The organism is Alphaproteobacteria bacterium, assembly GCA_033344895.1.
Lineage (GTDB): Bacteria > Pseudomonadota > Alphaproteobacteria > UBA8366 > Aestuariispiraceae > Pacificispira.
On sequence record JAWPMN010000001.1, the window covers coordinates 4,458,590 to 4,480,660 of the forward strand.

The window sequence follows — 22,071 nt, forward strand, 5'->3', positions numbered from 1 at the left end:
ACGGTGTTCGGGGGATGTAATGGCGGCGGCGGTAGCGGCTGGGAACAGTGAGACGGCGCGTGTCGCCGCGGACGTCCTGCGCATGGGCGGCAACGCCTTCGATGCCGCCATCGCCGGCATGACGGCGGCCTGTGTTACGGAGCCCGTTCTGTGTTCCTATGGCGGCGGCGGCTTTCTTATGGCCGCGCCGAGCGATCAGCCGGTTCACATCGTCGACTTCTTCACCCAGACCCCCGGGCGGGCGGTGACGGACGGACTGGATTTTGCCGAAATCCATGCCGATTTCGGGACGACCACCCAGGCCTTCCATATCGGGCGGGCCGCTGCGGCGGTGCCGGGCATGGTCGCCGGATTGTTCCACATCCATCGAACCCTGGGGCGAATGCCGCTGAAGGAGGCCCTGGCCCCGGCAATCGACCTGGCGCGGGAGGGCGCGCCCCTCGATCCGCTTCAGGCGATCGTGCTTGAGGTGGTGACCCCGATTGCGATGTCCACCGAGGGATCCCGTGCCCTATACTGCAACACCGACGGTAGCCTGAAACGCACCGGCGATCGCTTTCGTCCCGACGGGTTCGCAGATTTTCTGGATGCGCTCGTCACGGAAGGCGCGGACCTGTTCTACCGGGGCGACGTGGCCAGAGCGATCTGTCGCGATTGCGCAGATGGCGGGCTGCTGACGGCGGAGGATCTGGCCGGATACCGGGTTGCGACCCGACCGCCCCGGCGCCTCGACTACCGCGGCGCGTGCATCTCACTCAACGATCTGCCGTCCTCCGGTGGACCGCTGATCGATTTTGCCCTGACCCTGATGGACCGCATGAAGGACCCATCGGCAACGGATTCGGGACAGCGCGCCGCGATCCTCGCCGAGGTCATGGCCCGAACCGGCGACGCGCGCCGTCGCAGCGGGTTCGCCGACGACCCCGGCCCGGACAGCCTGCTGCGCCTGTTTGACGAGGAACTCCCGACGTCGAACACCATCGCGCTGAAGACCGGCGGCACCACGCATCTGTCGATTGTCGACGCAGACGGTGCGCTCGCCGCCCTGTCCCTGTCGAACGGGGAAGGGAATGGACGCGTCATTCCGGGCACCGGTATCGCCATGAACAACATGCTGGGAGAAGAGGACCTGAATCCCGGCGGGTTCTTCACCTGGCGGCCGAACAGCCGTGTCTCCTCGATGATGTCACCCTGCATTGCGTCCCTGCCGGATGGGCGGCGAGTGGCGTTGGGCAGCGGCGGGTCGAACCGGATACGCAGCGCCATCCTGCAGGTCCTGCTGAACCTGATCGACGGCGATCTGACGCCTGAAGCCGCCATTGCCGCCCCCCGACTGCATGTCGAGAAAGGACATCTGAGCGTTGAGGGCGGCCATCCGCCAGCGGTCGTCGCACGGCTGGTTCAGGACTTTCCCGACAGTCAGGTCTGGGAGGATCAAAGCTTTTTCTTCGGCGGTGTGCACCTGGCGGGAACCGGCCCGGACGGTGTATTTGCCGCGGGCGATCCGCGCCGCGGTGGCGCCGCCGTTCTGGTCGCCTGACCTGATCTATCCCCGGAACGCCGGGAAGTCCTGGTACCAGTTCTCGTGCCTGCCGCCATGATTGGCCATGCCGGGTTTGGTCAGACAGCCGCGCGGCCGGATATAGCTGTCGATGCGGCCTTCCGGCTGTTCACGCCATTGCAGGTTCAGGGCGGCCAGTTTCGGGAAGAACCACTGACTGTGATAGGGCAGATGGTCGTGGATGTACCAGGCCAGTCCGCGCCAGTCGGCCCCCTTGTCATAGCGATCGGCAAACCACGGGATGACGATGCAGGCAGTGGCCCCCAGTCGTCCCGCCCTGTCGCGACGATCCCAGATGTGATGGGCCCGGTTCGCCTCATTGCGCGCGCAGTTCATGCCATTCTCGTTCCCGAACCGATTCACCTGAGGCGAGCGATAACTCGACCTTACGGCAATCCTGCCGAAGGTTTCCTGCAAGGGTTCCAGCAAAGTCTCGCACAACCCTTTTCCCGCCTCGATAGCGGTGTCCGGATCTTCCGGAACATTGCTCATTCCATGCATGGCTGCGACTTCGCTGAACAGAAAATCGCGCATGAAGAAACTCTCGCTGAGCCGCACCCGACCCAGTGTTTCCAAGGATCTCCAGGTCATTGGTCTGCGCATGACTGTCCTGCCTGTTTCGGTTCGTTCATCCCTGACCGGAACTCCTAACGTCTCTGCATGGAACGGCACACCCGATTTCCGGCATTGGACACTTCAACTTTCAATACACGAGATACGGGCAGTAGCATCCTGCACCGCGTACTGCGCGACAGTTTGAGCCACGCGATTGAATTCGAACAATAGAATGTTTGCATTTCTCGTTAAACGTGTTCACCATTTCTGAGAACTCGGTTTCGTAAACAGACAGGGTGACAATCTGCGATGATCCACGATCCGAAAACTCTCCGGTCCATGGTTGAGAACATGCCGATCAACGTCATGACCTGCGACCTGAAATCCTTCAAGATCGACTTTCTGAACGCGGCTGCAAGGAAGACCCTGAAGTCGATCGAACATGCCCTCCCCTGCCCCGCCGACCGAATGCTGGGAACTTCGATCGACGTGTTTCACAAGAACCCCGCGCACCAGCGGAAGATGCTGGCCGACGTCAAGAACTTGCCGCATCGTGCGGTCATATCGATCGGCGGCGAAAAGCTGGACCTGCACATAACGCCGATCCTTGATCGTCGCGGCAAGTATATCGCCCCCATGGTGACATGGTCTGTCATCACGGAGAAGGCCAGGCAGGAGGAAAGCGTGCTGGTCCAGCAACAGATGCTGGACCAGATTCCGGTAAACGCGATGATGTGCGAACTGGAAAACTTCACCATTACCTACGCCAACGATGCAACGGTCCGCACCTTGTCCGGCCTGGAACACCTGCTGCCGATCAAGGCAAAGGATCTGGTCGGAACAAGCATTGACGTGTTCCACAAGGCGCCGGAACACCAGCGCAGGCTGCTGCGGGACGAAAGCAACCTGCCGTACAACACCAAGATCCGGTTGGGCCCGGAGACGCTGGACCTTCGGGTTTCCGCCATTCACGGAAATGACGGTCGATACATCGCGGCATTGCTGACCTGGTCGGTCGTGACGCGTCAGGTCAAAGTGGCGGACGATTTTGAATCCAATGTGAAATCCATCGTCGACGGCGTCTCGTCCGCGGCGACCGAGCTACAGGCGACATCCGAAACGATGGCCACAGGAGCCGAAGAAGCGAATGTTCAGGCCAATACGGTTGCCGCCGCCTCCGAAGAACTCGCGAAATCCATTGAGGAAATCAGCAGCCAGGTCGCCAAGGCGTCCGACATTTCCCGCAGCGGCGTGGAGCGGGCGCGCAATTCCAACCAGCAGGTCCAGGGCCTGGCCGAGGCTGCGTCGAAGATTGGCGACGTCGTGGAACTGATCAACGACATTGCCAGCCAGACGAACCTTCTGGCGCTAAACGCGACAATCGAGGCGGCGCGCGCCGGTGAAGCCGGCAAGGGGTTCGCTGTCGTCGCGAATGAAGTCAAGTCGCTGGCCAACCAGACCGCAAGAGCCACGGACGAAATCGGTAGCCAGATCCGCAGCATCCAGACCGCAACGACCGGCGCGGTCGACGCGATCGGTGCCATTACGGAAATCATCTCCCAGATCAGCGAAATTTCCGGAACGATCTCTGCCGCCGTGGAGGAACAAGGGACGGCCACGAAGGAAGTCACCGCCAACATTGCCGGTGTCAGCCAGGCCTCCAGCGAAACCGGATCCGCCGCCGGTGAGACGTTGCGGGCTGCCTCCGAGCTAAGCCGTCAGGCCGAATCCCTCTCCTCCTCCGTCGACGACTTCCTCCGCGAGGTCCGCGCCCTGTAAGTTTGCCAGGCACTTCCTCCGGTTCCGCCCTGAATGTCGCGTTCCGGCTCTTCGGTGACGATACCGCGATTGACGCGCCGCCGGGCCGGTGCGAAGAGCGTCGGACGGTCTGCAATGCGAACGGCGGAGGGAAGCGGATGGCATTGTTGTTGGGCATCGATACGGGGGGCACCTACACCGACGCCGTTCTGTTCGACGACGAAAGCCGCACCGTGTTGGCGTCGGCCAAGGCGCTGACCTCCAAGCATGATCTTTCCATATGTGTTCGCGAAGCGACAACCGCCGCGCTGCAGTCCGCGCCGGACCTGAATCCAACCCAAATTCGCCTCGTTTCGCTTTCCACGACGCTGGCAACCAATGCCCTGGTTGAGCAGCATGGATTCCCGGTCGGCCTGATCCTGATCGGGCAGGACGAGAAAGCCCTGGACCGGGCCGGTCTGCGCGCTGCGATGGGGTCCGACCCCGTGCTGTTTCTGGAAGGCGGGCATGGACCGGACGGCCATGAACGGATGCCGCTGAACCTGAAGGAGGCCTTGCCGAAGATCGACGCCCTGGCGGAAAAGGTCTCTGCCGTCGCGATCTGCGGCTATTTCGGTGTCCGCAATCCCAGCCATGAAGTTGCCGTCCGGGATGCCGTGCGATCGCGCATCGACCTGCCCGTCACCTGTGCCCATGAAATGGCCAGCGCGCTCGACGCCCCGCGCCGCGCGCTGACGGCATTGTTGAACGCACGCCTCGTGCCGCTGATTCAGCAACTGATCCGGGCGGTCGAGGGCATGCTGTCCGAAAATGGCATCGAGGCCCCCCTGATGGTTGTCAAAGGGGACGGTTCGCTGATTTCGGCGGAAACCGCCCTGACACGCCCGGTCGAAACAATCCTCAGCGGCCCGGCGGCCAGTGTCGTCGGTGCCCAGTTCCTCAGCGGTCGCGAGGACTGCGTCATCTCTGACATCGGCGGCACCACGACCGACATCGCGGTCCTGCGGAATGCCCGACCGGTCCTGGCGCCGGACGGTGCGATTGTCGGCGGGTACCGAACGATGGTGGAAGCCATTGCGGTTCACACGATCGGCCTGGGCGGCGACAGCGAGATCGGGCTGGATGACGAGAAGCGCCTGCGGGTCGGACCGCGCCGCATGGTGCCGATCAGCTTGCTGGCCCGCGACCACGATACCGTTCTGCCGATCCTGGAAGCGCAATTGGCGCGGCCATGGCCGAAGCCGCATGACGGCCGGTTCGCAATCAAACTGCGCGAACGCCGCGGCGGGGCCCTCAGCCGCGGGGAACAGCGCGTCTGGGATGCCTTGCAGGACGGGCCGAAATCCCTTGAACAATTGCTGGCTGCCCGGGCACCGGAACAACCGCTGTTGCGCCTTGTGGATCGGGGGCTGGTGATCCTGTGCGGCTTCACCCCCTCGGACGCGGCCCATGTGCTGGGACTGCACGCGGATTGGAATGTCGACGCGGCGCGCCTTGCATCCGAACTGAGCGCCCGCACGGAGCGCCGCCCGGGAATCCCGCTGGCGGATTCCGGCGAGGAACTGGCCCGTCAGGTCATCGACCGGCTGACGATACAATCCTGCATGGCCGTGGTGGAGACGGTGTTGCCCGACGCGCCCGGGCGCAGCGGCCGACGCTTCATGGAGGCGGCCTTTACGGCCCATGACGCGTCCGAAGACCTGATCGATTTCGAAGTCCGGCTGCGCCGGCCGCTGATCGGCATCGGCGCCCCCGCCCGCACCTATTATCCGGAAATCGCAAAACGCCTGAACACGGAATTCGACGTGCCCCGTTTCGCGGAGGTCTGCAATGCCGTCGGTGCCGTCGCGGGCGGCGTCAGTCAGCGTGTGCAGATCCTGATCACCTCCCCCGCGGAGGGCCTGTTCCGGGTGCATGGTCTGGATGGTGTCACGGACTTCCGGGACCTGGAAGAAGCTGCCGCAAGCGCGATCGGCCTCGCGGAATCTGAGGCCAGAGCCAGGGCGGTCGATGCCGGCGCCACCGAGATCCGGGTCGAATCCAGCCGTGACGACCGGGTCGCGACCGTCGCCGGTTCATTCCAGGTCTTCATCGAAAGCCGGATCGGCGCCACCGCCTACGGCCGCCCGAAACTGGCCGGCGCGTGAGCTACCCACCCTTCTTCTGATAGAGCGGCACGGAAGCTCCCGCGTCGAGCCTCGGTCGGTCGGGTTCCTCCTCCGACAGCGGCTCGCATTCTTCCAGACTGGCGTGGCAGCGTTCGCTGAGCCGCTGGTAGTCGCGTGTGCCCTCTTCCTTCCAGGCGATTTCCGCATCGCTCAATTCGCGCAGGATCTTCGCCGGTGTGCCGGCCGCCAGCATGCGCGGCGGCACCTCGAACCCCGCTTTCACGAAGGCCATTGCCGCGACCATCGCGCTGTCGCCGATCACGGCACCGTCCATCACGACCGAATTCATGCCGACCAGTGCGTTCCGCCCGACGCGGCAGCCGTGCAGGATCGCGCCATGGCCGATATGACCGTCAACCTCGATCACGCAATCCATGCCGGGAAAGGCGTGCATGATGCAATTGTCCTGCAGGTTTGAGCCTTCCTCCAGCATCACCCTGCCGAAATCGCCGCGCATCGCCGCGCCCGGTCCGACATAGCAACGCGGGCCGACGATGGCATCGCCGATCAGTACCGCAGTCGGATGCACGAAGGCAGTCGGATGGATAACGGGGCGCACCCCTTCCAACGCATAGGTTTTCGGTTTCAGCATTGCGGCGGCCTCCAGAGTCTGTTCTTGCCTGGAAGCCAAGCCGATCCGGCTATGCCTGACAAGCCGATAGCACGGTTCTGGTGGAAAACCCTGTGGAAAGCCTGTTAGGAAGCTGGGGAAAACCCACAAGATATAGAAATCAGGCTTGCACGAAACACCATATCTATTATTCTCCCAGACTGATCCACGCAACGCTGTTCTAAAGGGTTAACCATGTCGCTGCTTGATGCCAGCCCGGTCTATAAACCATTCAATTATCCATGGGCTTATGAGGCCTGGCTGACCCAGCAACGCATCCACTGGCTGCCCGAGGAAGTGCCGCTGGCCGACGACGTCAAGGACTGGCACAAGACGCTTACCAAGGCCGAGCGCAATCTTCTGACCCAGATTTTTCGCTTCTTCACCCAGGCGGATGTTGAGGTCAACAACTGCTACATGAAGCATTATTCCCAGGTCTTCCAGCCGACCGAAGTCCAGATGATGCTGGCCGCCTTCTCCAATATGGAGACGGTCCATGTCGCAGCCTACAGCCACCTGCTGGACACGATCGGCATGCCCGAGGTCGAGTACACCGCCTTCATGAAATACAAGGAGATGAAGGACAAATACGACTACATGCAGGGTTGGGGCACCAGCACGAAAGAGGACATTGCCAAGACGCTGGCCGTCTTCGGCGGTTTCACCGAGGGTCTGCAGCTTTTCGCCAGCTTTGCCATGCTGATGAACTTCCCGCGCCACAACAAGATGAAAGGCATGGGGCAGATCGTCAGTTGGTCGGTGCGCGACGAGTCGCTGCACACCGCCTCGATCATCCGGCTGTTCAAGACCTTCATTTCCGAGAATCCCGAGATCTGGACCGAAGCGTTCCAGCGCGACCTCTACAAGGCCTGCGATACCATCGTCAGCCACGAGGATGCCTTCATCGACCTCGCATTCGAGCTTGGCGCCGTGGAGGGCCTGACGGCGGAGGATGTGAAGCGTTACATCCGTTACATCGCGGATCGCCGCCTGACCCAACTGGGTCTGCAGCCGATGTATCACACGGACAAGAACCCGCTGCGTTGGATGGACGAGATGCTGAACGGCGTCGAACATACCAACTTCTTCGAGAACCGCGCGACGGAGTATTCCAAGGCGTCGACCCAGGGTTCCTGGGAGGAAGCGTTCGAATAGTAGGGTCCCCGCGACGGCGCGCGGCAGCCCGGATCGGGCCCGCTGCGCCTCTGGTGGCCGGCCGCAGGGACCGGAGCCGGGCCTGGATCGACAGGATCCGGGTCCTGAAGTTTCCGATACCCCTGTGCCTCAGCGGCCACGTACCGGGCCGCAACCTGAACCCACACTGGAAAATCTTTCCTTTGTGGGTTTTTTCTTAACCATAGGGTAGTAGACTTCGTCTCATCCTGGCTGGTTTTGGAGGGGAATCATGTTCCGGATGGGTGGCATTCTATCCAAGAAATCGTCAGAAAACCGTCGATTTCCAAGGTTCTCGTCGAACAAGATTCGCTTCGAGATGGACGGTCGCGAGCTGGACATCGTCGACATTTCCGCGACCGGCATTCAGGTTCGTGGGGCGCCGGCATGGATCGCTACCGGCCAGGCGCTGATCTTCAATCTCCTGGTTCCCGTTCGCGGTCAGATCCTGCCGGTCGCCGCGTCCGGCCGCGTCATCCGGAGACTGGGGGACGGCCTTGCGATCCACTACCAAAGCCCTCATCCTAACTGGAAGCGTCTCCTGACGGATTATCTCGCCCGCAAGTAACTGGTACCCGCATGACCTCACCGCCACCAACCGACGGTATCGCCTGGATGGGCGGTGCGTACATGCCGCTCGCGGACGCCAGGATCGGCGTCACCGATTGGGGACTCGTGCGGTCCGACGCCACCTATGACGTGGTCTCGGTATGGGATGGCGCCTTCTTTCGGCTGGAAGACCATCTCGACCGGTTCGAGGCCTCGATGGCAAAGCTGCGCCTGTCGATTCCCCAGGGCCGAGACGAGATTCGGGACATTCTGATCCAATGCGTGCGCCGTTCCGGCCTGCGCCGATCCTATGTCGCCATGGTCTGTCTGCGCGGCGTGCCGGTCCGGGCCAGCCGCATGCCCGGAGCGTGCGCCAACTATCTGGTCGCCTATGCCCGACCGTGGGTCTGGGTCTTTCCGGAGGATGTCGTGGCGCGCGGAGCCCATCTGATCGTCCCGGACTCGATCCGCATCCCGCCCGAATCCGTCGACCCCCGGGTTAAGAACTACCATTGGGGTGACATGACCTACGGCCTGTTCGAGGCTGAGGATGCAGGCGCCGACAGCGCGTTGCTGGCCGATGCATCGGGGTTCGTCTGTGAAGGCCCGGGGTTCAATGTCTTTGCGATAAAGAACGGAACCGTGATTACGCCCAATCGCGGCGTTCTGGAGGGCATAACCCGGCGAACGGCGATCGAGGTTTGCGAGGAACTGGGCATGCCGGTGGAAACAAGACCGGTCACCGTCGACGAATTCAAGGAGGCCGACGAAGCCTTCGCCACAACGACCGGCGGCGGCATCATGCCGATCCGCCGATTGGACGACCGGATCTTCAGCAACGACGCCCCCGGCCCGGCCACACTTCGCATCAAGCAGACCTATTGGGACTGGCATGACCGTCCCCAGCACCGTTTGGACGTATCCTATGACACTTGAAATCCGCCCGGTGCACGCCGCCGACTTCGAAGACTGGAGGGAGTTGTGGCAGGCATATCTGACATTCTACCGAACGACCCTTCCGGAGGGGCGCACCGAGAAGACCTGGTCGCGCATGCTCGACGACGATCTTCCGGTCCATTGTCTGATCGCCCGGGACGACGGCGTTGCGGTCGGCTTCGCCGCCTATCTGACCCATTTCAGCACCTGGCTGGACGGGAAGGATTGCTATCTGGAGGACCTCTATGTGGCCGCCGACATACGCGGTAGCGGGGTCGGACGGAAGCTGATCGAGTCGGTTGGCGACGCCGCCCGAGACCTGGGATGCGATCGTCTCTACTGGACAACGGAGATCAACAACTACCGGGCCCGCGGTCTGTACGACAAGGTCGCAGGGCCGTCCGACTCCGTTCGCTACCGGATGTCCCTCACTCAGCCGGCGTGATCCTCAACCCGACCTCTCTCGGCTCGATCCGGGCATCTACGCCCAGTTCTTCAAACAGTTCCATAAGCCGGTCCGCAACCCACCAGCTCGGCGCCCGGGTCTCGTAGGACAGTACCAGCCGGTCCGGCTCGACATGTCGTACCGTGCTCCCCAGAAAATAGGGCAGTTCGACCGTCAGGAAGTCGACACTCTCCTGCCGGATATCGGCCGGCAAATCGCGAAAGTCGATTCGATAGGAGATCGGGACGATGAGCCATGCCGGAGGAACCTCGCCATATCCACGCGGCGGTGCCGGGCCCAATTGATCAATGATCGCATCCGCGCTGTCCCGGAAGAATGCCGTCAGCCGGTCCGCAACTTCGCCCGGCGTCGTCCCGGTGACGGGCTCCGAGGCATAGCGTGCCAGGATCTCGCCACGCACCACGTCGACCCAATCCATGCGGGCCGACAGCCCCTCACCCCGCCGATTCAGCCTGAGGAACAGCACCGATGCCGGCTGAATGCGCGAGACATCCCGATCCCGGGAACGATTGTATAGGGCAAGATGGTCCTGCCGCGTCATGCCGTTTATCAACCGTTCCCCGACATTCCAGGCGAGCGTTCGGCCATACTCGACCGGAACTCTGTAGACGTCGCTCTCCAGCACTTCGGCCAGTCGGTCCATCGCCGCCACAGCCACAGGGTCGTCCTGTGGAACAGCCCGGCGGGAGGCATCGTCGATGGCGACGATGAACCCTTCCTGGGTCGGATACCGATAGGGAATATCTTCGGCCAGCGCTGCCTCAAAAGGCAGTGCGGCAAATACGATAGCGATCATGAAACGCAACATGGAACATCCGCTCCCGGCCGGTGGACAGGATCTTTCAGCTATACTTAAGCGTGATCCCGCCGTCGACCAGCAGTTCCAGACCGGTGACGTATTTGGATTCGTCCGATGCGAGGAAAAGCGCGGCATAGGCGACATCCCAGGCATCCCCCATATGTCCCATCGGGCATTGCGAATCCCGCACCTTCCACATCGCCTCGACATCGCCATCGGCATAGGTGCCGGCCAGGCCCGCCGATTTTTCCACCATCGGGGTCTTCATCAGACCCGGCAACACCGCATTGACCCGAATCCCCTTCGGCGCATACTCGGCCGCCACGGTCTTGGTCAGGTGGTTCATTGCCGCCTTGGTGGCGTAGTAGGTGGCATAGGGCACGCCGGTATAGCGGATAGACGCGATGGACGAGATGTTCACGATCGACCCGCCGCCCTGCTTCTCCATCACCGGCAGGACGTGCTTCATGGTCAGGTAGCACCCCTTCAAATTGACGTCGAAAATCCGGTCCCAGTCCTCTTCGGGCAGGTCGACCACGCTGCCGACATGCGCAAGACCGACATTGTAGTCCACGATGTCGATGCGCCCGAAGGCGTCCAAGCAGGCGTTGACCATGCCCTTGATCTCGTCCTGACGGACGACATCGACCTGGACGGCCGTTGCCCGACCGCCCTCATCACGGATGATCTGCGCCGTTTCCTCCGCCGCGGCCAGATTGACGTCCGCACAAAGCACTGCAGCCCCTTCCCGGGCAAACAGGACAGCGGCGGCCTTTCCGTTTCCCCATCCGGGCCCGACAGACCCTGCGCCGACCACCAGGGCCACCTTGTCCTTCAACCGATCGGCCATCTTGATTTCTCTCCCCGTTTATCGTTGCCGGGCATTATCGGAACGCACCGTCCCGATGACAATGGACCGGCTATCCGAAGACCTGTTCCGCCTGGACAGATTACCATCCGACGCACAAGATATTGTGGTTGGAAACGCGACCCGATTCGCGGCTGATTTCCGGTGAAAATGGCTGATTCAGTCCGAATCCTTGTTGGGAAACGATCGATTCCGCTCTTGACCCCGGATTGGAATCGCGGCGCGCCGGAGAGAATCTCGCCCGAATCGATTTTTCGCTTGAGACTCCGAAATACGCCGTATATTGTGCCCGCACACACCGACGGCACAAGATATATTGGAATTCCGCGTGGAGTCTGACTCCGTGTGACCGATGGATCTACGCCCAACGGTGTCGCTTCGAAGAATGGCGCGGCACGGCAAGGCCAGACGCCGGCCCGCCCCAAGAGCAGGAGACGGTCTATCATGGAATGGACGGACGAGCGGGTCACCCTCCTCAAGGGAATGTGGACCAACGGCTATACGGCCCGACAGATCGCCGAGAAACTTGGCGGTGTCACGCGGAACGCGGTGATCGGCAAGGCGCACCGCCTCGGCCTTTCCTCCCGTCCGACGCAGGTCAAGCGGCACACGCCGCTGCCCATCCCGAATGTGGTGGAGCGTCACTGCCAGTGGCCGATTGGCCATCCGGGCACCGACGAGTTCCATTTCTGTGGCAAGAACGCCGTTCCGGGCAAACCCTATTGCGAGAAGCATTGCTCGGTCGCGTATCGGCGCAAGGACGACAACGCCGCCTAATTCAGGCCGGGCCGAGGTGACCGGCCCCGCCCGACCCCGGAAGGTCTATTCCGATGACGGACGAGACGGACTCCGCGCCACGAAATCTGGCGAACATCCGGGTTCTGAGCGTCTTCTCCGCCTTCGCGCTGGTCGCGCTTCTGGTCTATCTGATGGTGATCGCGGAGGCCATTCTCCTGCCCTTCGTGATCGCCGTCTTTATTGTCATCCTGCTGGATTCCCTTGCCGTTCGGATCAATCGGATCACGATCGCCGGGCGATCGCTGCCGGCCTGGGCCGGAATGACCCTGTCGATCCTGATCTTCATCCTGGCCTTCGTTGCGTTGGCCAATCTGATCCGCAGCAACATCGCGGCGGTCAGCGCCGCCGTTCCCGAGTATGAAGAGAACATTCGCGGCATGGTCGACCGGTGGCTGGCGCTTGCCGGTGCAAAGGAACTCCCCAGCATCCGCGATCTGATCGACCAGATCGATGTCGGCAAGACCCTGGGCAGTGCCGTGTCCGCCCTTGCCTCCGTCACCGGGAACGCTTTGACCGTTCTTTTTTATGTCGTCTTCATCCTGCTGGAGCAGGTCACGTTCGGTCGCAAGGTGGAGGCACTGTTCACGAAGACCGACGACCGCAAGCGGGCGCGCGAAATGATCGGCCGCATTACCAAGGATATTCAGACCTATATCGGTCTGAAGACCTTCGTCAGCGCGATTACCGGGATTCTGAGCTATATCGTCATGGCCCTGGTCGGGGTCGATTTCGCGGGCTTCTGGGCCGTCCTGATCTTTATCCTGAACTACATTCCCTATGTCGGATCGCTGGCCGGAGTCGCCTTCCCCGCCGTTCTGACACTGGTGCAGTTCAGTTCGCCGATTCCCTTCGTCATCACGACGGTGGTCCTGGCCAGCGTGCAACTGACCGTCGGCAATGTCATCGAGCCCCGGATGATGGGACGGTCGCTGAATCTCAGTCCGCTTGTCATCCTGCTTTCGCTGGCCGTGTTCGGCCAGATCTGGGGCATCGTCGGAATGGTTCTATCCATGCCCTTCATGGTCATTGCCATGATTGTCTGCGCCGGGTTCGAGGCGACACGACCGATCGCGATCGTGCTCTCGGCGACCGGCAATGTGGACCGAAAAGACACGGCCGCCTGACCCCGTCCGGACGCCGGAATCGTTCCGCTTTCGAGTCTTTATTTGGTCACTTTTGCCTTTGACACGGACTCTCACTTCGCTATATCTTGTGCCCCGCAGTCGAGATGGCCGCTATATTGTGGGTGAATATAAAGTTATCCACAGGCAATTCAGTCCACAGGCTGTGAATATCGGGGCAGAGCATCCCGAACAGACGCCGCAAAACCGGGGCTTCCCGATCAGAGGGAATGCGGTTTCGGTTTGGGGATAAAAGACAGAACCGAAGCGGGCCATAGGCCAGAGCAGTTGGGGGTAAGACACGTGCCGGACGGATCCATCAAGTCTTCGAACCAGGACGACATCCTGCGAGACCTCGATCGCACCCTGGACAAGGCCAAAAAGGGCACCCGCCCGGCGCGACAGCAGGAAGAAGCCGACCTCGACCGGAAACTTCGCGACATCAAGCAGAACGAGCGCGGCATCAAGGTCACCGTCGATCGCAGCCGCGACGGTCTGCTGACCGAGTTCGGCAAGGCGACGCTCAGCGATCGTTACCTGATGCCCGGCGAAAGTTTCCAGGACATGTTCGCCCGCGTTGCAATGCATTTTGCCGATGACTCAGCCCATGCGCAGCGGCTCTATGATTATATTTCGAAGCTCTGGTTCATGCCGGCCACGCCGGTCCTGTCCAATGGCGGCACCAAGCGCGGCCTTCCGATCAGCTGCTTCCTGAATGAAAGCACCGACAGCCTGGAAGGCATTGTCGGCCTGTGGAACGAGAATGTCTGGCTCGCGGCCCGTGGCGGCGGAATCGGCAGCTACTGGGGCAATCTGCGCTCCATTGGCGAGACCGTCGGCGGCAACGGCAAGACGTCGGGCGTGGTTCCCTTCATCCGGGTCATGGATTCCCTGACGCTGGCGATCAGCCAGGGGTCGCTGCGCCGCGGTTCGGCTGCGGTCTACCTGCCGATCTGGCACCCGGAGATTGAGGAATTCATCGAAATCCGACGCCCGACCGGCGGCGATCCGAACCGGAAGGCACTGAACCTGCACCACGGGATCGTCATTACCGACGACTTCATGCGCGCGGTCGAGAATGACGAGGAATGGAAGCTGGTATCGCCGAAAGACAAGGCGATGATCCGCAAGGTCCGGGCCCGCGATCTCTGGATTCGCATCCTGACCGCCCGGATTGAAACGGGCGAGCCCTACATTCTCTACGGCGACCATGTGAACCGGAACATTCCGGAGCACCAGAAACTGGCCGGGCTTACGGTCAAGACGTCCAACCTCTGCTCCGAAATCACGCTGCCGACCGGTGTCGACCACCATGGTGAACAGCGCACCGCGGTCTGCTGCCTGTCTTCCCTGAACCTCGAGAAATACCTCGAATGGGAGCAGGAAGACGATTTCGTGCCGGATGTGATGCGCTTCCTGGACAATGTGCTTCAGGATTTCATCGACAATGCGCCGGACGACTTCTCACGCGCCAAATATGCGGCCATGCGGGAACGCTCGGTCGGTCTAGGCACGATGGGGTATCATTCCTTCCTGCAGGCGATGATGATTCCGATGGAAGGTGTCATGGCAAAGGTCTGGAACACCCGGATGTTCAAGCATATCCGCGCTCAGGCCGACAAAGCCTCACGCGATCTGGCGGCGGAGCGCGGCGCCTGCCCGGATGCCGCGGAGTTCGGCATTCAGGAGCGTTTCTCCAACAAGCTCGCGATCGCACCGACCGCATCCATCTCTATCATCTGCGGCGGCACTTCACCGGGTATCGAACCGATCGCGGCGAACAGCTACACCCACAAGACGCTAAGCGGCTCTTTCACTGTCCGGAACCGGCATCTGAAGGCGCTGCTGGCGGAAAAGGGTAAGGACGACGACGACACCTGGTCGTCGATCTCGGTCAATGAAGGTTCGGTCCAGCATCTCGACTTCCTGTCGGATGAGGAGAAGGACGTCTTCAAGACGGCCTTCGAAATCGATCAGCGCTGGCTGATCGACCATGCCGGCGACCGGGCACCGTTCATCTGTCAGGCGCAGTCGCTGAACGTTTTCCTACCGGCCAATGTCCACAAGCGCGACCTGCACCAATTGCATTTCCGCGCGTGGAAAAAAGGGGTGAAGAGCCTCTACTACTGCCGCTCCAAGTCGATCCAGCGAGCAGAGGCCGACGACACGGTGCGGGTCAACATGGCCGGCAGCGGCGCGGTATCGATCCCGATGGCCGGCCGGGTAAACAGCGGCGACGCCCCCCGCCCCGCCGTCCAGCCCGAATACGAGGAATGCCTCAGCTGCCAGTAACGTCCTGAATGAAACCGACAGAGCGTTCGGAAGCAGGTTCGGCCGTCGATCGCTCTGTCGACTCTGGCGGTGGCGCAGACGCTCATCCGCCCATTGAGGCGCCCAGGCACGTATTGCGTGGCACGAAGATATCCGCAACTCCACAGCGGGATTTATTCATACATTTTTTATAGATTGTGTGATATCTCAAAGGGGATTGTCTGACCGGCGGCACAACCGTTCGTCGGCATGGGGAGAAGGCATCAACAAAGTTGGCGTGCATGGAAGGGGTGTCGCTTGTGGCGGCACGGGCGCGAGATGATGCCTTTGATACTGGTTGCAGATTCAGACACGGCCGTTGCGGAACAGGTTGCCCGTGCCCTGGATTTCCTGGCTCCTGAAACTCAGCATGCCGGGTCGGTCGCGGCCATTAGGGACGCCATCGACCACCGGCAGCCGGAGTTGATCGTCCTGTCCAATACTCTCGCCGGTGCCGGAACGATCGAATTGGTGACATCGATCCTTGAATGCCACCCCTTCGTACCGGTCCTTCTGCTGCTATCCGATCAACGGGACCAGGCCGAGGCCGTGCGAATCCTCGACCTTGGCATAACATCCTTCTTTGTCCGTTCCGACGGACAGCAATTCGCCGAACTGCTACAATCCTTCACGCGCCACCTGCTCGACCGGTCGGAACGGCGTCGGCGGCAAGCTGACATGGACAGCGCCCTGCGAAACAGCGAGCGGAAACACAAGAACCTCGTGAAGGCTGCCCCGATCTGCATTCACGAGATCGACCTGGAAGGCCGACTGCAGTCGATGAACCCGGCGGGCCTCCAGATGATGGGCGTTGAGGATGAAAAGCTGATCTGCGGCCTGAACTATCTGGACGTGCCAATCGACGAGGACAAGGAACGCATTGCCAAGCTTATGGATGATGCAAGGCTCGGTTTCGGCTCAATGTTCGAATTCCGGGTCAATGCCGGTGGCGAGATCCTCTACTTCGAAAGCAGCTTCCAGCCGGTCTTTGACGATGAGGGCACCGTCGTGAAGCTCATGGGGGTGACCAAGGACATCACGGAACGGGTGAACGGTGAAATTCATCTGAGACAGGCCAAGGCTGAAGCGGAACAGGCACGCCAGGAAGCGGAGCGCGCCAATCTTGCCAAGACTGAATTCCTGGCGGCGATGAGCCATGATCTACGAACGCCGCTTAACGCGATCGTGGGATTCAGTGAGACCATGATGTCCGAACTTTTCGGCCCGATCGGCGATACGCGCTACCGCGGCTATCTGGACGATATTCACCAAAGCGGCCTGCTGCTAACATCCCTGATCAACGATATCCTGGACACATCCAAGATCGAGGCCGGCAAGTACACCCTAAAGCGGGAACAGGTCGACCTCGTCCAACTGACCGAAACCTGCCTTCGTCAGGTTCGTCAGATTGCCGAGACCGCCGGTATAGTTCTTGTCCTGAAGAGCGACGGAACAGTTCCCGACGCATCGGCGGACCGGCGCGCCGTCATCCAGATCATCAACAACCTTCTCACCAACGCCATCAAGTTCTCCTCAGCCGGTAGCGTTGTATCGGTGCATTTGCGCGGCGCTGGAAAGGATATGGTTGAAGTCCGAATCCGGGACGAAGGCGCTGGCATGAGCCCGGAAGAGATCGAGGTTGCCCTTGCACCGTTTGAAAGGGTGGAGAGCGCCCATGCTCGCGATAAGGAAGGAACGGGGCTGGGCCTGTTTCTGGCGGCCAATCTTACCAAGCTACACGGCGGCACCCTGAAAATCGAAAGCGCTCACGGTTCGGGAACCACCGTGATTTTCACCCTTCCAAGAGACGTTCCGGCTGCACGATCGGGAGGCCGCCCCAAGAAAAAGGCATCCGGTCAAGAGACCGACGCGCCGTCCAGGTCTAAAAGGCGAAGCACAGACTTGTGCGCCGACCAGCCTACCATCGCCTCAGCGGCGCAATCGTGACAAGACCCGGGCGGCGGTCCGCCTGCCGGCAGACAGACCGCTGTGCTCCAGGGAACGGCCCCGAAGATTAGCCGGTCAGGACGGAATTGATCCGCTCCAGCGCCCAGTCGACTTCATCTCGGCTGACCGTCAGTGGCGGGGCAAAGCGGATCGTATGCTCATGGGTTTCCTTCGCCAGGACGCCCTTGTCCTTCAGCCCGTAACAGTATTTCCGCGCGCCGCCGGCTTCCGGATGGAATTCGACCGCCAGCATCAGGCCGCGCCCGCGCACTTCCTTGATGGCGTTGTTGCGGATGCCTTTCAGCTCCTCCAGGAAATAGGCGCCCTGTTTCTCGGAGTTCTCGATCATGCCCTCTTCGACAAGCACCTTCAGCGCCTCACGGGCAACGGCGCAGGCAAGCGGGTTTCCGCCGAATGTGCTGCCGTGCTGACCGGGCTGCAGAACCCCGAGAACCTCGGAGTTCGAAAGGACCGCGGAGATCGGATAGAAGCCGCCGGAGAGCGCCTTCCCCACCAGGGTCAGATCCGCTTCGATCCCCTCATGCTCTTCCGCCAGGAGCTTACCCGTGCGCCCCAGCCCGGTCTGGATTTCATCGAGGATCAGCGTGACATTGTGGCGGGTACAGATCTCCCGCGCGGCGCGCAGATACCCTTCCGGCGGGATGATGACACCGGCCTCACCCTGAATCGGTTCGACCAGGAAGCCGACCGTGTTGGGCGTGATGGCCGCCTCCAAGGCATCGGCATCGCCGAAGGGAACGACCTTGAAGCCCGGCGCGAAAGGTCCGAAGTTCCTGCGCGCGCTGGGGTCGGTGGAAAAGCCGACAATGCTGAGCGTCCGGCCGTGGAAATTGTCCTGGCAGACGATGATCTCCGCCTTGTCCTCCGGGACCCCCTTCACCTCGTAGCCCCATTTGCGCACGCATTTGATGGCGCTTTCGACGGCTTCGGCCCCGCTGTTCATCGGCAGCACCTTTGAGGAATTGGTCAGCGCGCAGATTTCCTCATAGAACGGCGCCAGTTGATCATTGCGGAATGCCCGCGACGTCAGGGTCAGCTTGCTGGCCTGTTTCATCATGGCCTCGAAGATGCGCGGATGGCAGTGCCCCTGATTCACCGCCGAATACGCGGCCAGGCAGTCCAGATACTTCTTGCCGTCGACGTCCCAGACCCAGCAGCCCTCGCCCTTGGTCAGGATAACGTCCAGCGGCTTGTAGTTGTGGGCGCCGAGTTCGGATTCGACGGCCAGGAAATCGGTGGAGGCAATGGCGTTCATGGCTGGTACCTTCTCAAAGCGCCGCGTCGTGGCGGCTTAGGATCTGTTCGCCGAACAGGCTCTCGACAAGCTCGACGGTCAGGTTCGCCGTCGCATTCTTCACATCATAGGCCGGGTTCAGTTCCATCAGATCGAGGGATTTCATCAGGCCGCTGTCATGGATCATTTCCATGCACAACTGCGCCTCGCGATAGGTCGGCCCGCCCGGTACGGTCGTGCCCACTCCCGGGGCGATGGACGGGTCCAGGAAGTCGACGTCGAAACTGACATGGACGTGGCCGCCCAGCGACGCCAGCCGGTCCAGAACATCGGTCATGGTCTGGCGCATGCCGTTTTCGTCGATGCGGCGCATGTCGTGCACTTCCATGCCGGATGCGACGACCAGTTTCTTTTCGATCGCATCGACGGAGCGAATGCCGACCTGAACGACGCGCTTCGGATTCAAGAACGGCTTGGACGGGCCAAGGCCGGTCAGACCGTCCGGGCCGTGGCCGGCGGCCACGGCCAGCGGCATGCCGTGGATGTTGCCGCTGGGCGAGACGTCGGCGGTATTGTAATCGGCATGGGCATCCAGCCACAGGACCGAGTATTCCTCACCGCGTTCCGCACAGTAATGCGCCAGCCCGGCCAGGGACCCGATGGCAAGGCAGTGATCGCCGCCCAGCAGGATCGGCATCTTTCCATCCCTGAGGATGCCATGGACGCCGTCGCGCACAGCGGTACACCATTCAATGACTTCGGGCAGGTGACGATACCCCTCCACCGGTGGCTGATCAGGATTGACCGGCCCGTGCAGGTTACCGCGATCCTCAACGGTGCATCCCATGCGCTGCAGGGCCTGGGCCAGGCCGGCAACCCGGAGCGCCTCAGGTCCCATCGACCCGCCGCGATGGCCAGCGCCGATATCACTCGGCGCGCCGATCAGAGCGACTTCGGGTTTCCGTGCGGTAGATTCTTTCGCGACTGTCATGATCTTTCACCGGCCCTCGATTGCGGATTTCATGGGATTATGCCAGATACTGATCGAAATTTCCCGCTTATATGACCGGGCTGTTCAGCAGATTCTGCTGTTACCATCCGCCTCGACGAAAGGTTCTCCGGCATGGCCCTCGACCGCATCGACCGCAAAATCGTGATGGAGATTCAACGTAATGGACGGATCAGCAATCAGGCGTTGGCGGACCGCGTCGGCCTGTCGCCCAGCCCCTGCCTTCAACGCTTCAGGCGGTTGGAGACGGACGGGATCATCGGACCGTTTCATGCCCAGGTCGACCTCGACCGGCTCTGTCCGAACGTCATGGTCCTGACGACAGTCAGCCTGGACACGGCCGGTCACGAGGACTATCGCGCTTTTGAGGCCCTGGTGGCGGACATTCCCGAAATCATCCAGTGCTTCAAGGTCAGCGGCGACTTCGACTACATGCTCTGGTTTGTTTGCCGCAGCGTCGCTGACTATCACCGGATCAGCGAAAAACAGATCGAGGACGGTCCGGCAAAGGTCCGGATCGCCAGTCATGTCGTGTTGGACCGTACAAAGGATTTTGACGGTCTGCCCCTGGAAAGCCTGCTGTCCGGCTTGGATTAGCTCACAGCACCGACAATGCCTGATCCAGATCCGCGATCAGGTCCTCCGCCCGCTCAATCCCCGTCGATATCCGGATCAGATTCTCCGGCGTCTCCGTGACGACGCCGTGTTCCGACGTCTTGCGGTGTTCGATCAGACTTTCCACACCGCCCAGCGACGTCGCAGGTTTCAGCACGCGACAGGCCAGCACCACCTTGATGGCCTCGTTCATGCCACCGAGCGGCTGGAAGGACAGCATTCCGCCGAAACCGCCTGACATCTGGGAGGCCGCGACGGCATGGCCCGGATCATCGGGCAGTCCAGGATAGCGCACCGTCTCCACCTTCGGATGGTCCTTCAGGAAGGTCGCGATTTTCATGGCACTCTCGCATTGACGTTCGACACGCAGATAGAGTGTCCGCATCCCCCGGATCAGCAGGAAGGCCTCCATCGCGCCGAGCATCGGACCGGCGAACTTGCGGTGGGTTACGATGCGTTCCCAAAGCGGGGATTTTTCCCGACAGGCCAGCATGCCCGCCAGAACGTCGGAATGGCCCGCCAGATACTTGGTCGCCGCGTGACAGACCAGATCGGCCCCCAATTCCAGCGGACGGGTCAGAACCGGCGTCGCGCAGGTGGAATCGACCCCCAGCGCCGCGCCGCCTTCATGCGCAATCCGCGCCGCTTCCGCGATGTCGATTACCGACCACATCGGATTGGCCGGCGTCTCGATCCAGACCAGTTTCGTCTCACCCGACCGGATCGCCTCGCGAAGCGCATTGAGGTCGTGGTTCGGAAAGAAGGAATAGGTAATGCCGCGTGCCTCGGCAAAGTTTTCCAGCCAGGCAATGACACCGTGATAGATCGTGCGGGCGCAGACCACGTGATCGCCCGCCTGCAGCGCGTGGAACGCGGCGGTACAGGCGGCCATGCCGGAGCCGAAGCTCAGCGCGGCCTCCGCCCCTTCCAGCGCACGCAGCACCTCCTCCGCATGGGCCGACGTCGGGCAGTCGGGCCGGATATAGACATTGTCGCGGGGTCCGTAATCGTCGCGCCGGGTGAAGGTCGTCGCAAACTGGACCGGCGGCACCACGGCCCCGGTGGCTTCATCTTCCCACCCCAGAGCCTGGGCGGCCAGAGTTTCCGGCGACAGCGAATTGGCGCCTTTGCGATCGGTCATTTCGGTTTCTCCCGGTACAGAATGAAGGCACGAACGGAATTGAGATTGCCCATGCGGCAGAATGGAGGCGACACTGTCGCCGCATCGCCAAAAAGGTCAAATCAAAAGGGAGAATCGCCGTGAAGGCCTATTTCATCGCCAATATCACCGTCACCGATGCCGAAGCGTTCAAGGAGTACCAGGTCGCGGTGCCCCAGACGATTGCGGACTATGGCGGCCGATACCTGATCCGGGGCGGCGCCGCGGAGCAGGTCGAAGGCGACTGGATGCCGAACCGCATCGTCGTCCTGGAATTTCCGGACAAGGAAACGGCAAAGAAATGGTATCATTCGCCCGAGTACCAGAAGGTCCTGCCGGTCCGGCTGGCGAATGCCACAGGCTCGGCCATCCTCGTAGAAGGGATCGACCCGAGCGCCTTCGCCTGACGGACCC

Annotated in this window: 20 protein-coding genes; 13 read left to right on the top strand and 7 right to left on the bottom strand. The window is 61.6% G+C overall.

The annotated features are described in order from the left end of the window. The first annotated feature begins 19 nt into the window (after positions 1 to 19). Positions 20 to 1,540 carry a gamma-glutamyltransferase gene (locus R8L07_21050; protein MDW3208032.1) on the top strand — a complete coding sequence of 507 codons (1,521 nt, stop codon included), beginning with the start codon at positions 20 to 22 and terminating at the stop codon, positions 1,538 to 1,540. 6 nt (positions 1,541 to 1,546) lie between these two features. Here R8L07_21050 and R8L07_21055 read toward each other — a convergent pair whose 3' ends face one another. Then, positions 1,547 to 2,164: a hypothetical protein gene (locus R8L07_21055; protein MDW3208033.1), complete on the bottom strand. Its 618-nt coding sequence runs from the start codon at positions 2,162 to 2,164 to the stop codon at positions 1,547 to 1,549. 261 nt (positions 2,165 to 2,425) lie between these two features. Between R8L07_21055 and R8L07_21060 the strand changes: the two genes are divergently transcribed. Both R8L07_21060 and R8L07_21065 read left to right on the top strand, forming a co-directional pair. Continuing rightward, positions 2,426 to 3,895 (top strand): methyl-accepting chemotaxis protein, encoded by a 1,470-nt coding sequence (locus R8L07_21060; protein ID MDW3208034.1) that lies wholly within the window; start codon positions 2,426 to 2,428, stop codon positions 3,893 to 3,895. 137 nt (positions 3,896 to 4,032) lie between these two features. Continuing rightward, the gene (locus R8L07_21065; GenBank protein MDW3208035.1) at positions 4,033 to 6,021 is read left to right on the top strand and encodes a hydantoinase/oxoprolinase family protein; all 1,989 of its coding nucleotides are present in this window, start codon (positions 4,033 to 4,035) and stop codon (positions 6,019 to 6,021) included. Position 6,022: 1 nt separating this feature from the next. Here the strand turns inward: R8L07_21065 and R8L07_21070 are convergent, their stop codons facing one another. Continuing rightward, positions 6,023 to 6,634 carry a transferase hexapeptide repeat family protein gene (locus tag R8L07_21070; GenBank protein ID MDW3208036.1) on the bottom strand — a complete coding sequence of 204 codons (612 nt, stop codon included), beginning with the start codon at positions 6,632 to 6,634 and terminating at the stop codon, positions 6,023 to 6,025. Positions 6,635 to 6,847: 213 nt separating this feature from the next. Here R8L07_21070 and R8L07_21075 point away from each other — a divergent pair, with 213 nt between their 5' ends. From R8L07_21075 to R8L07_21090, 4 genes are all read left to right on the top strand, one after another. Further along, the gene (locus tag R8L07_21075) at positions 6,848 to 7,807 is read left to right on the top strand and encodes a ribonucleotide-diphosphate reductase subunit beta (GenBank protein MDW3208037.1); all 960 of its coding nucleotides are present in this window, start codon (positions 6,848 to 6,850) and stop codon (positions 7,805 to 7,807) included. A 250-nt stretch (positions 7,808 to 8,057) separates the two neighbouring features. After that, a complete protein-coding gene (locus R8L07_21080; GenBank protein ID MDW3208038.1) occupies positions 8,058 to 8,393 on the top strand; it encodes a PilZ domain-containing protein in 336 nt (111 codons plus the stop codon). Between the two features lie 62 nt (positions 8,394 to 8,455). After that, positions 8,456 to 9,310 carry an aminotransferase class IV gene (locus tag R8L07_21085; GenBank protein MDW3208039.1) on the top strand — a complete coding sequence of 285 codons (855 nt, stop codon included), beginning with the start codon at positions 8,456 to 8,458 and terminating at the stop codon, positions 9,308 to 9,310. After that, complete coding sequence (locus tag R8L07_21090) at positions 9,300 to 9,755, top strand: GNAT family N-acetyltransferase (protein MDW3208040.1); 456 nt, start codon at positions 9,300 to 9,302, stop codon at positions 9,753 to 9,755. Before R8L07_21085 ends, R8L07_21090 begins: the two co-directional genes overlap by 11 nt. Here the strand turns inward: R8L07_21090 and R8L07_21095 are convergent. Together R8L07_21095 and R8L07_21100 are read right to left on the bottom strand one after the other, a co-directional pair. Continuing rightward, positions 9,739 to 10,584 (bottom strand): hypothetical protein, encoded by an 846-nt coding sequence (locus R8L07_21095; protein ID MDW3208041.1) that lies wholly within the window; start codon positions 10,582 to 10,584, stop codon positions 9,739 to 9,741. The genes R8L07_21090 and R8L07_21095 overlap by 17 nt on opposite strands. Before the next feature lie 34 nt (positions 10,585 to 10,618). Next, positions 10,619 to 11,425, bottom strand: a complete 807-nt coding sequence (locus tag R8L07_21100; GenBank protein MDW3208042.1) for an SDR family oxidoreductase — start codon at positions 11,423 to 11,425, stop codon at positions 10,619 to 10,621. Between the two features lie 462 nt (positions 11,426 to 11,887). On the opposite strand from R8L07_21100, the gene R8L07_21105 reads away from it, so the two are divergent. The 4 genes from R8L07_21105 (at position 11,888) to R8L07_21120 (ending at position 17,619) form a co-directional block, all read left to right on the top strand. Continuing rightward, positions 11,888 to 12,220, top strand: coding sequence for a GcrA family cell cycle regulator (locus tag R8L07_21105; GenBank protein ID MDW3208043.1), 333 nt, complete (start codon positions 11,888 to 11,890; stop codon positions 12,218 to 12,220). A gap of 53 nt (positions 12,221 to 12,273) precedes the next feature. After that, the gene (locus tag R8L07_21110) at positions 12,274 to 13,365 is read left to right on the top strand and encodes an AI-2E family transporter (protein ID MDW3208044.1); all 1,092 of its coding nucleotides are present in this window, start codon (positions 12,274 to 12,276) and stop codon (positions 13,363 to 13,365) included. Between the two features lie 438 nt (positions 13,366 to 13,803). Continuing rightward, the gene (locus tag R8L07_21115; protein MDW3208045.1) at positions 13,804 to 15,654 is read left to right on the top strand and encodes a ribonucleoside-diphosphate reductase subunit alpha; all 1,851 of its coding nucleotides are present in this window, start codon (positions 13,804 to 13,806) and stop codon (positions 15,652 to 15,654) included. A 297-nt stretch (positions 15,655 to 15,951) separates the two neighbouring features. After that, positions 15,952 to 17,619, top strand: coding sequence for an ATP-binding protein (locus tag R8L07_21120; protein ID MDW3208046.1), 1,668 nt, complete (start codon positions 15,952 to 15,954; stop codon positions 17,617 to 17,619). Between the two features lie 67 nt (positions 17,620 to 17,686). Here R8L07_21120 and rocD read toward each other — a convergent pair whose 3' ends face one another. Together rocD and rocF are read right to left on the bottom strand one after the other, a co-directional pair. Beyond that, positions 17,687 to 18,895, bottom strand: coding sequence for an ornithine--oxo-acid transaminase (rocD, locus tag R8L07_21125; protein MDW3208047.1), 1,209 nt, complete (start codon positions 18,893 to 18,895; stop codon positions 17,687 to 17,689). Positions 18,896 to 18,908: 13 nt separating this feature from the next. Beyond that, positions 18,909 to 19,865, bottom strand: a complete 957-nt coding sequence (gene rocF / locus R8L07_21130; GenBank protein MDW3208048.1) for an arginase — start codon at positions 19,863 to 19,865, stop codon at positions 18,909 to 18,911. 132 nt (positions 19,866 to 19,997) lie between these two features. Here rocF and R8L07_21135 point away from each other — a divergent pair, with 132 nt between their 5' ends. Beyond that, complete coding sequence (locus R8L07_21135; protein MDW3208049.1) at positions 19,998 to 20,480, top strand: Lrp/AsnC family transcriptional regulator; 483 nt, start codon at positions 19,998 to 20,000, stop codon at positions 20,478 to 20,480. A 1-nt stretch (position 20,481) separates the two neighbouring features. Here the strand turns inward: R8L07_21135 and R8L07_21140 are convergent, their stop codons facing one another. Next, positions 20,482 to 21,639, bottom strand: a complete 1,158-nt coding sequence (locus R8L07_21140) for an aminotransferase class I/II-fold pyridoxal phosphate-dependent enzyme (protein ID MDW3208050.1) — start codon at positions 21,637 to 21,639, stop codon at positions 20,482 to 20,484. Between the two features lie 119 nt (positions 21,640 to 21,758). Here R8L07_21140 and R8L07_21145 point away from each other — a divergent pair, with 119 nt between their 5' ends. Then, on the top strand, positions 21,759 to 22,064 hold the full coding sequence (locus R8L07_21145) for a DUF1330 domain-containing protein (GenBank protein ID MDW3208051.1): 306 nt from the start codon (positions 21,759 to 21,761) through the stop codon (positions 22,062 to 22,064). The last annotated feature ends 7 nt before the right edge of the window (positions 22,065 to 22,071 follow it).

Coding starts and splice junctions, on each gene's coding strand:
- R8L07_21050 (MDW3208032.1), top strand. CDS start 20: ATGGCGGCGGCGGTAGCGGCTGGGAACAGTGAGACGGCGCGTGTCGCC.
- R8L07_21055 (MDW3208033.1), bottom strand. CDS start 2,164: ATGCGCAGACCAATGACCTGGAGATCCTTGGAAACACTGGGTCGGGTG.
- R8L07_21060 (MDW3208034.1), top strand. CDS start 2,426: ATGATCCACGATCCGAAAACTCTCCGGTCCATGGTTGAGAACATGCCG.
- R8L07_21065 (MDW3208035.1), top strand. CDS start 4,033: ATGGCATTGTTGTTGGGCATCGATACGGGGGGCACCTACACCGACGCC.
- R8L07_21070 (MDW3208036.1), bottom strand. CDS start 6,634: ATGCTGAAACCGAAAACCTATGCGTTGGAAGGGGTGCGCCCCGTTATC.
- R8L07_21075 (MDW3208037.1), top strand. CDS start 6,848: ATGTCGCTGCTTGATGCCAGCCCGGTCTATAAACCATTCAATTATCCA.
- R8L07_21080 (MDW3208038.1), top strand. CDS start 8,058: ATGTTCCGGATGGGTGGCATTCTATCCAAGAAATCGTCAGAAAACCGT.
- R8L07_21085 (MDW3208039.1), top strand. CDS start 8,456: ATGCCGCTCGCGGACGCCAGGATCGGCGTCACCGATTGGGGACTCGTG.
- R8L07_21090 (MDW3208040.1), top strand. CDS start 9,300: ATGACACTTGAAATCCGCCCGGTGCACGCCGCCGACTTCGAAGACTGG.
- R8L07_21095 (MDW3208041.1), bottom strand. CDS start 10,584: ATGTTGCGTTTCATGATCGCTATCGTATTTGCCGCACTGCCTTTTGAG.
- R8L07_21100 (MDW3208042.1), bottom strand. CDS start 11,425: ATGGCCGATCGGTTGAAGGACAAGGTGGCCCTGGTGGTCGGCGCAGGG.
- R8L07_21105 (MDW3208043.1), top strand. CDS start 11,888: ATGGAATGGACGGACGAGCGGGTCACCCTCCTCAAGGGAATGTGGACC.
- R8L07_21110 (MDW3208044.1), top strand. CDS start 12,274: ATGACGGACGAGACGGACTCCGCGCCACGAAATCTGGCGAACATCCGG.
- R8L07_21120 (MDW3208046.1), top strand. CDS start 15,952: ATGATGCCTTTGATACTGGTTGCAGATTCAGACACGGCCGTTGCGGAA.
- rocD (MDW3208047.1), bottom strand. CDS start 18,895: ATGAACGCCATTGCCTCCACCGATTTCCTGGCCGTCGAATCCGAACTC.
- rocF (MDW3208048.1), bottom strand. CDS start 19,865: ATGACAGTCGCGAAAGAATCTACCGCACGGAAACCCGAAGTCGCTCTG.
- R8L07_21135 (MDW3208049.1), top strand. CDS start 19,998: ATGGCCCTCGACCGCATCGACCGCAAAATCGTGATGGAGATTCAACGT.
- R8L07_21140 (MDW3208050.1), bottom strand. CDS start 21,639: ATGACCGATCGCAAAGGCGCCAATTCGCTGTCGCCGGAAACTCTGGCC.